The organism is Robertmurraya sp. GLU-23 (genome assembly GCF_052983275.1).
Map to the genome: position 1 here is coordinate 15558 of NZ_JBRKCV010000011.1, position 13466 is coordinate 29023.

Below are 13466 nucleotides of genomic sequence, written 5' to 3' on the forward strand. Positions count from 1 at the left end.
GGGATGTTTTATTTATATAGTTTGGCTATATAAAGTTACACAATCTTATCGTTTGATTTCTGCCCACCTTTTATGCATTTTTATAGTAAGAAATTTGGAGTCTATTTTTTTGCATTCACTACTTTTTTGGAACATAATAAAGATTGAATAGGAGGATGAAGTATGGATAATTTTACATTTTTTAATCCGACGAAATTGATTTTTGGTAAAGATACTGTCGAACAATTGAAGGCTGAAGTACCTCAATACGGCAAGAAAGTGTTACTTGTGTATGGAGGAGGAAGCATTAAACGAAATGGCCTATATGATCAGGTCTTGTCATTGCTAAAAGAAGTAGATGTTGAGGTATTTGAGCTAGCGGGTGTTGAACCCAATCCACGTCTGTCTACTGTTAAAAAGGGAGTAGAAATCTGTAGAGCTGAAGGCATTGACTTCCTGTTAGCTGTTGGTGGAGGAAGTGTTATTGACTGTACAAAGGCAATTGCAGCAGGTGCTAAGTACGAAGGAGAAACTTGGGATCTAATGACCCGTAAAGCCGTTGCAAAGGAAGCGCTTCCGTTTGGTACGGTTTTAACTTTAGCGGCAACAGGATCAGAAATGAATTCTGGGTCAGTTATTACAAACTGGGAAACCAATGAAAAATACGGATGGGGCAGTGCAGTCACATTCCCACAATTCTCTATTCTAGATCCAGTAAATACATACACAGTTCCTAGAGATCAAACGGTATATGGAATTGTCGACATGATGTCCCATGTGTTTGAGCATTATTTCCATTTAACCGAAAACACTGAGCTTCAGGACCGTATGTGTGAGGGGTTATTACTTACCGTAATGGAGTCGGCGCCAAAGCTTCTTGAAAACCTTGAAAGTTATGAGCATCGTGCTACGATACTTTATAGTGGAACGATGGCACTGAACGGCATGCTTTCTATGGGCTACCGTGGAGACTGGGCATCGCATAATATTGAGCATGCGGTTTCGGCTGTATACGATATTCCACACGGTGGGGGACTTGCGATTCTATTCCCGAACTGGATGAAGCATAATTTAAAGGTGAAACCAGAACGCTTCAAGAAGCTTGCTGTACGCGTCTTCGGAGTAAACGCAGAAGGCAAAACAGATGAGGAAGTTGGTTTAGAAGGAATCGCTAAACTTCGTGAATTCTGGAACTCCATCGGTGCACCATCACGCTTAGCAGACTACGACATTGACGATAGCCAAATCGAAGTGATGGCTGACAAAGCAATGGTATACGGCGAATTCGGTAACTTCACAAAATTAAACAAAGAAGACGTCATGGCGATTTACCGTGCCTCTTTATAAAAATACTTTTTGCGTGCAATTTTCATAATTGCACGTGTTTCTTTTTTTTCGGTGGAAATACTACGGTAAGAAGGTGGGTTTTTGAGCATTTCTTAACAATTAACACATTTGTTTTAAATGTGTGCGCTTACATAAGTAGACGGTTCTTGATTCCTTAACCAGCTTTCGATAAAGTGATATAGTAAACAACAAATCATTGGAGGATCATTCATGACACACGTTCGTTTTGATTACTCAAAAGCACTTAGTTTTTTTGGGGAACATGAAGTTACTTATTTACGTGATTTTGTAAAAGTTGCTCATCATTCATTACATGAAGCAACAGGAGCTGGAAATGACTTCTTAGGTTGGATTGACCTTCCAGTTAACTACGACAAAGAAGAATTTGCTCGTATCCAAAAAGCAGCAGAAAAAATTAAGCAAGACTCTGATGTTCTTTTAGTTTGTGGAATTGGTGGTTCATACTTAGGTGCGCGCGCTGCCATTGAAATGCTACAACACAGTTTTTACAATGCATTGCCAAAGGAAAAGCGTAGCACACCACAAATTATCTTCATCGGAAACAACATTAGTTCTACATACATGAGAGATGTGATGGATCTTTTAGACGGAAAGGATTTCTCTCTTAACGTTATTTCTAAGTCTGGTACAACAACAGAACCAGCGATCGCTTTCCGTATTTTCCGCAAGCTTTTAGAAGAAAAGTATGGAGTAGAAGAAGCGAAGAAACGTATTTATGCAACTACTGACAAAGCAAGAGGAGCATTAAAAACTCTAGCTACTGAAGAAGGATACGAATCATTCATCATTCCTGATGATGTGGGTGGTCGTTATTCGGTTCTAACGGCTGTAGGTTTACTTCCGATTGCTGCAAGTGGAGCAGATATCGAAGCAATGATGAAAGGTGCAGCAGCTGCACGCGATGACTTCGGAAGCTCAGAGCTAGAAGAAAACTTAGCATACCAATATGCAGCGGTTCGTAACGTCCTTTACAACAAAGGGAAAACCATTGAGATGCTGATTAACTATGAGCCAGGCTTGCAGTATTTTGCAGAATGGTGGAAACAGTTGTTTGGAGAAAGCGAAGGTAAAGACCAAAAAGGAATTTATCCTTCATCTGCAAACTTCTCAACCGATCTACACTCTTTAGGTCAATACGTTCAAGAAGGTCGTCGTGACCTATTTGAAACAGTTGTACGTGTAGAAAATTCTCGTCACGAGCTAACGATCGAAGAAGCTGATAGCGATTTAGACGGATTAAACTATCTTGCCGGCCAAACGGTTGATTTTGTTAACAACAAAGCATTCGAAGGTACATTGCTTGCTCATACAGACGGCGGAGTTCCTAACCTAGTGGTGACGATTCCGCAAATGGATGCATACACATTCGGTTACCTTGCATACTTCTTTGAAAAAGCATGTGCAATGAGTGGCTACCTACTTGGTGTAAATCCATTTGACCAACCTGGAGTAGAAGCATATAAAGTAAACATGTTCGCATTATTAGGCAAACCTGGATTCGAAGAGAAGAAAGCAGAGCTTGAAAAGCGTTTATAATTAAAAAAGGTGTTAGTCATTAGAGATTTCCTCTCTTTTGACTAACACTCTTTTTTTTGTGAGAAACTAAAAGAAAAAGGGGGATGGCTATGATTCAAATTCCTTCACAAATTGAAGGCAAGCACTTTGATTTGTATAAGCTAGAGCAATCATTGAAACCGCTTGGTTATACGATTGGCGGTAATTGGGATTACGATCATGGATACTTAGATTATAAAATTGATGATGAAAAAGGCTATCAATTTTTAAGGATTCCGTTTCGAGTAGTTGATGGACAATTAGACGCACGAAATTGTACGGTAGCGATTGAAAGACCATTCTTGATATCACATTTGTATCAAGATGACCTAGACGACCATGCTTATATTGGTAATGCATCTGCTTCCTTTGACCAGTTTCAGGAACCAGTGGAAAAGGACGCAAGCTTTCCTGAAAAATTTGTAGATATCGGTAAGGCACTCGTCCAAGAACTCGAACAAATTCTTATTGACTAAGACTGTCAATAATAAGTAACTCATCTTGATCATCAATAATCGTTTCTTGAGGAGGATTCACCATCGTGTTTTCTCCTCTTTTAATGCCGATTAAAAGCTTTCCATCTTTAAGTAAACTCCCATTCGCGGTATAAAATGATTGATTAACAAAGTCTTTACTTGGATAGAAATGAACTCTACTTCCATGAAGTTCGTCAAGTACCTCAACAAAAGTCGAAACAATTCGATCAGTGGCGATGCAATTGGTCATAATATAACTCATCATTCGGTTTGACTGAATAATTTCGTCAGCTCCAGCTCTTTTCGCATTGGCCATCTGCTCACGGGTAAGAACTTCTACAATGGCAGTAATGTTGGGATTTAGACCTTTGATGGTAAGTAATGCAAGAATCGTATTCATGTCCGCATCAAGCTCATCCTTATGTTGATCGGCTGTAATAAGGACCTTTTCGGCTGTTGCTATATTTGCTTTTATTAAGACATGATCTTGAGAAGCTCTTCCTCTAATAAAATGCACCTTTGCATCCATAACTGGATTGGATTCCAAGGTTTCATCGATCAAAATAATATCTGTAAATTGGTCGAGTGTTCGAATTGTTTGAATAATTTCTTTTGACCGTTCATTCCAACCAACGATAATCAAATGTTTATCTCCTCTAAAATGAACTTTTCCTTCTAGATAATTGTTTTGCCTAGAAACGGCAGTGGTAGCAAGTGTAATAAAATAGGTTGATAAGAACCCAGCGCCTATAAAAATGAGGAGAATTCCTACTATTCTTCCTAGAAATGTTTCTGGAGAATAGTCCCCATATCCAACGGTAGATGTTGTAATGATGGCCCACCAGATTCCTTCAAAAACAGTAGGGAAACTCTCTGGCTCAACAATATGAATCAATACTCCAAAGAAAAGAACGAGTAATATAGCCATAGTTAATATTCGGACAAGTGTCGGCAATCGCAAAAAACTAGTATAAATTCGGTGGTGCATATCCTCACCTCTTGGAAGTGTCTCTAAAAGTATAGACCATATCCATTTGTGTTAAACTCGAAGAAAGACCCTCAGGATTGAGGGTCTTACGTTATTTGATAAGAAAGTATAAGATTTTCAACTTTGAAAATTGTCTAGCTCCAGCGCCCTAGCGGCTAGTGTCCTTCGCTCTCCGCCCTACGATAAGTCAAGCACGAATGCGCCTCTGGCTCTTCGTGTTTCCTTTATCTCAGTTGGAGCGCTCCAGGCCTGTCGTGCGCTGACCAGGGCGCTTGCGCTTTTCTTATTTCCTTTTAGCCGCAGCCAATGCTCTATTTACATCAATTAATCCTTCGCCAAAGTATTCATCTTTCCCAACTTCTCCAATGTCATAGCTGGAAGAACGGATAATGTCCATGACTTCCTTATTTGATAAGGTCGGATTCGTAGATAAGATTAGCCCAGCTAATCCTGTCACATGTGGAGACGCCATGGATGTTCCGGAAAGGGCGGCATATTGGTTTTGGAAATAGGTGCTTGGAATATCAACTCCTGGTGCGGCTACATCGATATAATTTCCATAATTCGAAAAAGAGGCCCGTTCCCCTGAATAACCGATAGCTGATACGCTAAGGACTTGGTCAAAGGCGGCAGGGTAACTTGGCTGGTTCGTATTATCATTACCCGAAGCAGCGATAAGAACGACGCCTTTATCGTATGCATATTGAATGGCTTCTTTTAAAACGGTAGCGGGTTGATAATTCCCTAAGCTTAAATTAATGACATCGGCTCCATGGTCTGTGGCCCAGACAATGCCTTTTGCAATATCGAACGTATAGCCATATCCGTCCTTCGCCAATGTTTTTACGGGCATAATTTGATTGTACCATGTGATTCCCGCCACTCCTTCGTGATTATTTGTTTCGGAAGCGATGATACCTGCGACATGTGTCCCGTGACCGTTATCGTCATCTGGGGTAGCCTTTTCATCAATCGCGTTGTATCCTTCTACCAACTTATGTTGTAAATCCGGATGGTCTAGATCTACCCCTGTATCCACCACGGCAATTACGACATTTTTATCACCCTTTGAAATATCCCATCCTTTTTCTGTTTCTATTACAGGTAGATTCCATTGGTACTGCTCTTGATAATAAGTGTCATTTGGGGCAACTGCTTCATTTTGTAAAAGAATGAAATTAGGTTCCGCATACTCTACTTCCTCTAACCCACGGAAGTAAAGAAGCATTTGGTGAGTCGTTTTGGATTTGGAGCGGAACATATATAGGTTCGCTAATTTTTCACTTCTACTTGCATCAATCTCTTTATTTATTTGGGCAAGCCGTTCATCAGTAATGTCAGTTTTAAATTTCACAGTTGCCTCGTGCTCATAGTAGTGACTTTGATCATCTTCATTATGATTAATAATTTGAACTTCTGAATGATGGTTAAGTTTTGAAACTAAGCGGTTGTTGGATGGATCATTATTTAGATGCATGAGTTTGGATGTTGGTTCTTGAGAAGGCTCAACATTCACTTTTCGCATATCTATCGTATTTCGATCGAGCGTTCTTACTTCTCGATCGGGCATCATTCGAGCAACACCTATAATAAGTAATAATGCTAATCCAATAAGCATAAGCGGTCTTGTTCTTCGAAACATCCTTCTCACCTCAACGTTTATTTCCTACTATTAGGATGTTCAGTAACAGTGCTAGTATTGATGGTAATTTTAAGGAAGCGAGAAACATACATAAATCTCGAGCAAAACAGCAAAAATGTACGTGTGTGCCATGAAAAGGAGGGAAACGAATGAACAAGTCATTAGCTTATTTAAGAGAAATATTATCGAACTATACGGATCGATCTGACACAGCTGAATTCATATTCAATAAGATAGAGCAAGGGCAATTTTCAAGTGAAGAAAGCTTTGCTCGAAGCTTATCTGATGAAGAGAATAATTTTTTAAACAGTATTTTGCCGGAAGAAATTCAGCATGCGAACAATGAAGATGATGATACTCGTGCTAAGCAATTAAGCGAAGTGTTTGAACAACTCTTTTAACAAGGAGAAAAGGACAATGAAATCATTGTCCTTTTTCATCCCTCTCTAGAGCTTCTTCCGTATAAGGGTCGTGCTCAACGGCCGGAAGATCACCAAAGGATGTCATAATGCCTTCTTCATCGAGTTCTTCTTCATACTTTTCATGTTGCTTATTTGGGTAGACGGTCACATGCTTACCGGTAATATCCACTCCGACAAAGTTTTCGTAATCTTCCACATAACCAACATTTTCTTGCGGTTCAATATACATGTCATTATAATGATCCACTTGCTCCACTAAATCAGAAGGGCTCTCAGACGTTCCGTAGCTTGCAACATCCTGCCAGGAATCTTCTGCATCATACGAGACATTTTCATCGGTCTCATCCATATCGAACTTTCCGAAAGGAGGCATTAATACGCCCTCTTCAATCGGTCTTTCATGAGAGGTCACTTTATCTGGAGTATGCTCAATACAATAAAGTGTATTGGGAAGAGCTTCTAATCGCTCCACTGGGATCTCTTTATGACAAACCACGCATGTACCATATGTTCCGTTTTTGATGGCTTCTATGGCTTCAAGAGTATTACGATATTCCAATCGATAATGTTCGTTAAGGGCGAGATCTTTTTCCCGTTCATATAATTCGGTTCCAGCATCACCAGGGTGGTTGTCGTAAACAGAAAGTTCACTTACCGAATCGGAAAGACTTCGCTGCAAATTAAAATGATCATTGTTTTCAAATTCCTCTTCTATCTGTGCTTTACGGTCTTCTAACGTTTGCTTAAATTGCTGTAGTTGTTGACTTGATAGCATCTCAACCAATCCTTTCACTGGTCTGGTACAAGTTTTAGTATTTACTAATACATGTAGGAACATAAAAGGTAAAATGTGCTTAGAAAAAAATGTCGATTCGTCTCCTAATTCTCCTTAAAACTTTGTTATAATTAGTTGGGTGTGGAAGGGAGAATTGAAAATTGGGGAATAGGGAATTACTAAAAAAGAATTTAAAAAGTAGATCATTTCGTTTAAACCTACTGTTCTTTGTTATATTTTGTCTATTTACACTTCTCATTATCCGTTTAGGATTAGTACAAATCGTATTCGGGGAATCATATAGTAAAGAAGTTTCAAGACTAGATGCAACGGTTGTTAGTTTGCCAGCACCACGGGGCAAAATGTATGACCGACATGGACAAGTGATTGTCGATAATGAAGGAATGGATGCTGTCGCCTTTTCAGAAGAACCAGGCATGACAACTGAAGATAAAATTGAAGTTACACGTAAACTTGCAAAACTATTAAGCTTAGAAAAAGAGAGTTATAAAGAAAGAGATTTAAAAGATTACTGGTTAGCGGCTTATCCAGACGAAGCAGAAAAGCTTTTAAAGGAAAAAGAACTTTCGCTTACCGGGAAAGAACAATATGCCCTTCAAATCGAGCGAGTTCCTGAAACAGCTTTGAAAGAAATAGAAGAAAAAGAACTTGAGGAAGCCATTATCTATAAGCGCATGACTAGTGGCTATATGTATGAAATTCAAACAATTAAATCTGAGAACCTAACTCTTGAAGAGATGGCAACCGTATCGGAAAATCTCAGCTATCTTCCAGGTGTAGAAATTATTACAGATTGGAATCGTATTTATCCATATGGTGAAATGTTAAAGCCGGTTTTAGGCAGTGTAACAACAGCCAAGCAGGGGATATTGGAAGAAAGAAGCAATTTTTACTTATCTAGAGGCTACTCGCGTAACGACCGGGTGGGAAAAAGCTATTTAGAGTACCAATATGAAGAATTACTGCATCCGAATAAAGGTCAAAAGAAATACGTAACCGACCGAAGCGGAAACGTGGTTGATGAAGTAATCGTTTCTGAAGGATCTAGAGGAATGGATCTACGTTTAAGTATCAATGCTGATTTGCAAAAGGAAGTAGAAAAGATACTAGAAGAAGAAATCCGAAATGCAAAAGCTGGAAAAGGAAATAATCTCCTAGACCGTGCCTTTGTGGTCATGATGCACCCGTATACTGGAGAAGTGTATAGCATCGCAGGGAAAATGATTAACCAGGAAAATAGAAGCGAACTACTCGACTACTCTGTTGGAGCGTTTGCCAGTCAGTATGAAATGGGATCAACAGTCAAAGGAGCAACCGTTCTGGCTGGATACCAAACAGGAGCCATTAAGCATGGTTCATATTTCTATGATTCACCGATTCTTTTAAAAGGGGCAAAGCCAAAGTCATCATGGAAAAACTTCGGAAGCTTGAATGACTTAAAAGCTCTAGAAGTATCGAGTAACGTGTACATGTTCCATACTGTTATGAAAATGGCAGGCGTGAATTATGTGGCTAACTCTCCTATATCCGTTCAACAAGAGGATTACATGAGATTAAGAAATATCTATAAGCAATTTGGTCTTGGTGTGTCAACAGGAGTGGACCTTCCGAACGAAGCAACAGGCTTCCAAGGAAACCCAGATAATCCTGGATTGCTACTCGATATGGCCATTGGACAGTACGATACGTATACACCGCTTCAAATGGCACAATACGTATCAGCGATTGCAAATGGCGGCATGCGTGTGAAGCCTCACCTTGTGGCAAGTGTCCATGAACCTATTAGTGAACAAGGATTAGGGCCAGTTGTTCAGAACATCAAGACGGAAGTATTAAATCGTGTATTAAACACGGATGAAGATTTGGCTCGTGTTCGGGAAGGGTTTTACCGAGTTGTTAATGGAGCGAACGGTACGGCCAAAGGTTCCTTCACGATGGACGTATCAGGAAAAACAGGAACGGCACAAACCTATTACTATGGACCAGACCGTTCAAAGTGGGGACAGGCAACCTACAACCTAACATTTGTCGGTTACTACCCATCCGAGAATCCTAAAGTAGCTTTCTCTGTCGTCGTTCCATGGGCTTCAAATGACAAACATCCGGTTAACAAACACATTGCTAATCGTGTGGTTGAAGCGTTCATTAAATACGAAGAACAACGAGCGATAGAAATTCCTACAGATGTTGAGGGCGAAGAAGCCTTGTTAACAGAAGCACAATAAAATTTATGAGAAACCTAGATTCGGTTGGATCTAGGTTTTTGTTTTTGAAAATATTGTTTGAATAATCTTACAATGGTGTGTTAGGATAAAAATATACAAAATAACAAACAGCGTTGCGTAATAAGAAACAGTCTATTTTCATAGGGAGGAAAGAGAATGTCTATTTATGTAACAAAGGGGAATTTAAAGATTGCAGCAGAGCTTTACCATTTCATCCAAAAGGAAGCGTTGCCACTAACTCATCTTGATGAAGAGGCATTTTGGGAGGAGCTTATTGAGCTTTTCAATGAATTAACACCGAAAAACGAAGCCCTTTTAAGAAAAAGAGAACATCTCCAACAGCAAATCAACATATTTCATAAACAACAACCATCCTTCACTCCTGAGTCCTACAAAAACTTCTTAACGGAGATCGGTTACTTAGAACAAGAAGTATCTGATTTCGAAGTAACAACAGAAAACGTGGATGAAGAAATTAGTCTTCAAGCAGGTCCTCAGCTTGTTGTTCCTGTCGACAATGCCAGGTATGCATTAAATGCCGCCAATGCCCGATGGGGAAGTCTGTATGATGCCCTTTATGGAACGGATGTTATTAGTGAGGAAGGTGGAGCATCTAAAACAGGAGCTTATAATCCGATCCGCGGGAAAAAAGTAATCGCTTTTGCAAAGCAATTTTTAGATCAAACAGCTCCTCTTCAGGAAGGTTTCCATTCAGACGTAACCAATTATTATAATCAAGAAGATCAGTTAATCATTGCCTTAGCCAATGGAAGTAAGACACAGCTGAAGAACCAACAGCAATTCGTCGGATACCAAGGTGAAACCGAAAAACCGTCAGCAATCTTGTTGAAAAATAACGACCTTCACTTTGAAATCCAAATTGATCGCCAATCACCCATCGGAGCGTCAGATGCGGCTGGTGTAAAAGACATTGTCATGGAATCAGCCTTAACTACCATTATGGACTGCGAAGATTCTGTTGCCGCAGTAGATGCTGAAGATAAAGTACGTGTGTACCGAAATTGGCTAGGATTAATGAGAGGGGACTTAACCGCCACCTTCCAAAAAGGTTCGACCACACTCACGCGTAGTCTGCAACCAGACCGTGAGTACACGAGTCCAACGGGTAATTCATTCACTTTAAAAGGTCGCTCCCTTATGTTTGTTAGAAATGTTGGTCATTTAATGACGACGAATGCTATCCTCGATCAAGCAGGAAACGAAGTGCCAGAAGGGATCATGGATGCTGTACTAACAAGCTTAATTGCGAAGCACTCTCTTTTAGGAAATGGCTCCTACCAAAATTCTTCAAAGGGCTCTATCTATATCGTAAAACCAAAAATGCACGGGTCTGAGGAAGTCGCGTTTGCCAATGAATTATTCAATAGGGTGGAGGACTTAATCAATGTGCCGCGGAACACGATAAAGATTGGGGTAATGGATGAGGAAAGACGTACGAGTCTCAATTTGAAGAATTGCATACATGAAGTTAAAGAACGAGTAGTGTTTATCAATACTGGATTCCTTGACCGTACGGGAGATGAAATTCATACCTCCATGGAAGCAGGACCGATGATACGAAAAAATGAGATGAAAACATCCACCTGGCTTCAAGCCTATGAAAAGTCCAATGTGGCAACAGGACTAACTGCGGGTCTGCAAGGAAAGGCGCAAATTGGAAAAGGAATGTGGGCAATGCCTGACTTGATGGATGAGATGATGAAACAAAAAATCGGTCATCTAAAAGCAGGAGCAAACACGGCTTGGGTGCCATCACCGACGGCTGCGACCCTACATGCTCTTCATTATCATCAAGTTCATGTTGGTTCGGTTCAAGAGGAACTGAAGCGAAACCTACAAAGCTATCAAGCTGATATATTAAGCATTCCAGTGGCAGGAGATCGTAGCTGGAGTAAAGAAGAGATTCAAGCAGAGCTAGACAATAATGCACAAGGGATACTTGGTTATGTCGTTCGTTGGGTCGAGCAAGGAGTGGGTTGTTCAAAAGTTCCGGATATCCATCATATCGGTTTAATGGAAGACCGAGCAACCTTACGAATTTCAAGTCAACATATGGCCAACTGGTTACATCATGGAATTTGTACAAAGGAACAAGTTCTAGACACGATGAAGCGAATGGCAAAAGTAGTAGACGAACAAAATGCCGGAGACCCTCATTACAGTCCAATGGCCGAAAGATATGAGGATTCCGTTGCCTTCCAAGCAGCATGTGAGTTAGTGTTTGAAGGATATGAACAGCCGAGCGGGTATACTGAACCCATCTTGCATCGTCGAAGAATGGAAGCCAAAAGAAAATTTGCCCATCAAAAATAATCAATAAATCAGGGCGTGAGGTGAAGAAAATGGAAAGAGAAAATATGGTCAAATCGGTGAGTCGCGCCCTGGATATTATTACTCTTGTTTCTATGAAAAAAGAAGGTCTTGGCGTTACAGAAATCGCCAATCAAATGGATATAAACAAAAGTTCCGTCTACCGTATACTAACGACATTGGCGCAGTACGGGTATATTGAGCAAGATGCTGAGAGTGGTCGATATCGGCTGGGATATACATTTTTGGATATTAGCTCAAAGCTTTTGGATTCCATCGATTTACGAACAGAAGCTAAGCCATACTTACAAGAGCTAGGAAAGGTGACTGATGAGGTTATCCACTTAGTCGTGTATGATCATGATGAGGTCGTTTATATTGAAAAATTTGAAGGAACAGAGACGCTACGTATGCACTCAAAGGTAGGGAGACGAGCACCTATGCACTGTACAGGAGTAGGAAAAGCCATATTAGCCTACTTACCGACTAGCACCACTGAGGAGATCATTCAACGAAAAGGGTTGCCTGTTCATACAAACTATACCATTACCGATCGTGCAAAATTTCTATCTGAATTAGAAGCCGTTAAACAAAGAGGGTATGCGCTAGATTTACAGGAAAATGAAGTGGGCATCACGTGCATTGCCGTGCCCATTTTCGACAATAAGGGGAATGCAGTGGCAGCGTTAAGTGTTTCGGGCCCAACAATTCGAATGACGGACGAACGTATGGAAGAATTGAAACCACATGTCCTCGAATCAGGATTAAACATTTCAAGACGGTTAGGATATCGATAAAAGAAGAGCTTCAGCAGGTAACGTTTGAAATCGAGTAACTAGTAAAAGTGAAATAACCGGAGACTTTCCGGTTAGGTGGAAAATGGAGCTCGTTTTGGGGTCAATAAGGGGAGGTTTTCCGGTTATGCAGAGCGAAATCTTCCTTTTTTTCAATTTTCGAGCCAATAGGCGGAAACTCTCCGTTTATTTAAGCCTTTTTTTAAAAAAATATTAAGTTAAGCGGAATTTCTCCGTCTATTATCTGCTCGGGTGCTTAACCATATATAATGAGAAAAGACGTATGCTACCAATTCATACGTCTTTTCCTGTGTCTTTTAATAAGAAAGTAACAGCCTATTAGGTTTCAGTAAGTATTACTCAGCTTTTGCAGCTTCTAAAGAGATAGAAAACTTCACTTTATCTCCAACAAGAACTCCACCTGTTTCAAGAGCAGCGTTCCAAGTTAGACCGTAATCACTGCGGTTTACTGTACCTTCTGCACTGAAACCAACTTTTTCATTTCCCCAAGGATCTTTACCTTGACCTTCGAAAGTGACAACAAAAGTTTCGGATTTGGTTACGCCGTGAAGAGTAAGATCGCCAGTTACGTTGTACTCATCTTCGTCTTTTCTTTCGATTGAAGTAGATTTAAAAGTCATAGTTGGATAGTTTTCTACATCAAAGAAATCAGCCGAACGAAGGTGGTTGTCACGATCTTCGTTACGAGTGTCAATGCTTGCCACATCTACGTTAAACACGATGTTAGCAGTTGTTAAATCAGTTGGATCTGCATCAATTTCTGCATCGAACTTATGGAATGCACCATTTGTTTTAGCGATCATCATATGTTTAATAGAAAAATCAACGTTGCTGTGTGCTGTGTCTACTGCCCATTTTGCTTTTGTCATT

11 protein-coding genes are annotated in these 13466 nt (G+C 40.2%); 7 read left to right on the plus strand and 4 right to left on the minus strand.

From position 1 onward, the window contains the following. Positions 1 to 162: 162 nt before the first annotated feature. From ACVBAX_RS16545 to ACVBAX_RS16555, 3 genes are all read left to right on the plus strand, one after another. Positions 163 to 1326 carry an iron-containing alcohol dehydrogenase gene (locus tag ACVBAX_RS16545; RefSeq protein WP_447117993.1) on the plus strand — a complete coding sequence of 388 codons (1164 nt, stop codon included), beginning with the start codon at positions 163 to 165 and terminating at the stop codon, positions 1324 to 1326. A 210-nt stretch (positions 1327 to 1536) separates the two neighbouring features. Beyond that, the gene (locus ACVBAX_RS16550; protein WP_430775115.1) at positions 1537 to 2883 is read left to right on the plus strand and encodes a glucose-6-phosphate isomerase; all 1347 of its coding nucleotides are present in this window, start codon (positions 1537 to 1539) and stop codon (positions 2881 to 2883) included. Positions 2884 to 2972: 89 nt separating this feature from the next. Then, positions 2973 to 3377, plus strand: coding sequence for a YugN-like family protein (locus ACVBAX_RS16555; RefSeq protein WP_447117994.1), 405 nt, complete (start codon positions 2973 to 2975; stop codon positions 3375 to 3377). Here the strand turns inward: ACVBAX_RS16555 and ACVBAX_RS16560 are convergent. Beyond that, positions 3367 to 4407, minus strand: coding sequence for a potassium channel family protein (locus ACVBAX_RS16560; RefSeq protein WP_447118116.1), 1041 nt, complete (start codon positions 4405 to 4407; stop codon positions 3367 to 3369). The two genes, ACVBAX_RS16555 and ACVBAX_RS16560, sit on opposite strands and share 11 nt — an antisense overlap. Positions 4408 to 4648: 241 nt before the next feature. After that, entirely contained in the window at positions 4649 to 6007 is a 1359-nt protein-coding gene (locus ACVBAX_RS16565) for a S8 family peptidase (protein WP_430775117.1), read from the minus strand. Between the two features lie 149 nt (positions 6008 to 6156). Between ACVBAX_RS16565 and ACVBAX_RS16570 the strand changes: the two genes are divergently transcribed. Beyond that, complete coding sequence (locus tag ACVBAX_RS16570; RefSeq protein ID WP_447117995.1) at positions 6157 to 6408, plus strand: sigma-G-dependent sporulation-specific acid-soluble spore protein CsgA; 252 nt, start codon at positions 6157 to 6159, stop codon at positions 6406 to 6408. A 22-nt stretch (positions 6409 to 6430) separates the two neighbouring features. Here ACVBAX_RS16570 and ACVBAX_RS16575 read toward each other — a convergent pair whose 3' ends face one another. Beyond that, complete coding sequence (locus tag ACVBAX_RS16575; protein ID WP_447117996.1) at positions 6431 to 7204, minus strand: TraR/DksA C4-type zinc finger protein; 774 nt, start codon at positions 7202 to 7204, stop codon at positions 6431 to 6433. 161 nt (positions 7205 to 7365) lie between these two features. Between ACVBAX_RS16575 and ACVBAX_RS16580 the strand changes: the two genes are divergently transcribed. The 3 genes from ACVBAX_RS16580 to ACVBAX_RS16590 all read left to right on the plus strand — a co-directional run bounded on the left by ACVBAX_RS16580 (position 7366) and on the right by ACVBAX_RS16590 (position 12578). Beyond that, entirely contained in the window at positions 7366 to 9450 is a 2085-nt protein-coding gene (locus ACVBAX_RS16580) for a peptidoglycan D,D-transpeptidase FtsI family protein (protein WP_447117997.1), read from the plus strand. A 156-nt stretch (positions 9451 to 9606) separates the two neighbouring features. Next, the gene (locus tag ACVBAX_RS16585; RefSeq protein WP_447117998.1) at positions 9607 to 11784 is read left to right on the plus strand and encodes a malate synthase G; all 2178 of its coding nucleotides are present in this window, start codon (positions 9607 to 9609) and stop codon (positions 11782 to 11784) included. A gap of 29 nt (positions 11785 to 11813) precedes the next feature. Beyond that, positions 11814 to 12578: an IclR family transcriptional regulator gene (locus tag ACVBAX_RS16590; protein WP_447117999.1), complete on the plus strand. Its 765-nt coding sequence runs from the start codon at positions 11814 to 11816 to the stop codon at positions 12576 to 12578. Between the two features lie 353 nt (positions 12579 to 12931). On the opposite strand, the gene ACVBAX_RS16595 is transcribed toward ACVBAX_RS16590, so the two are convergent. Next, positions 12932 to 13465: a YceI family protein gene (locus ACVBAX_RS16595; RefSeq protein WP_447118000.1), complete on the minus strand. Its 534-nt coding sequence runs from the start codon at positions 13463 to 13465 to the stop codon at positions 12932 to 12934. Position 13466: the final 1 nt, after the last annotated feature.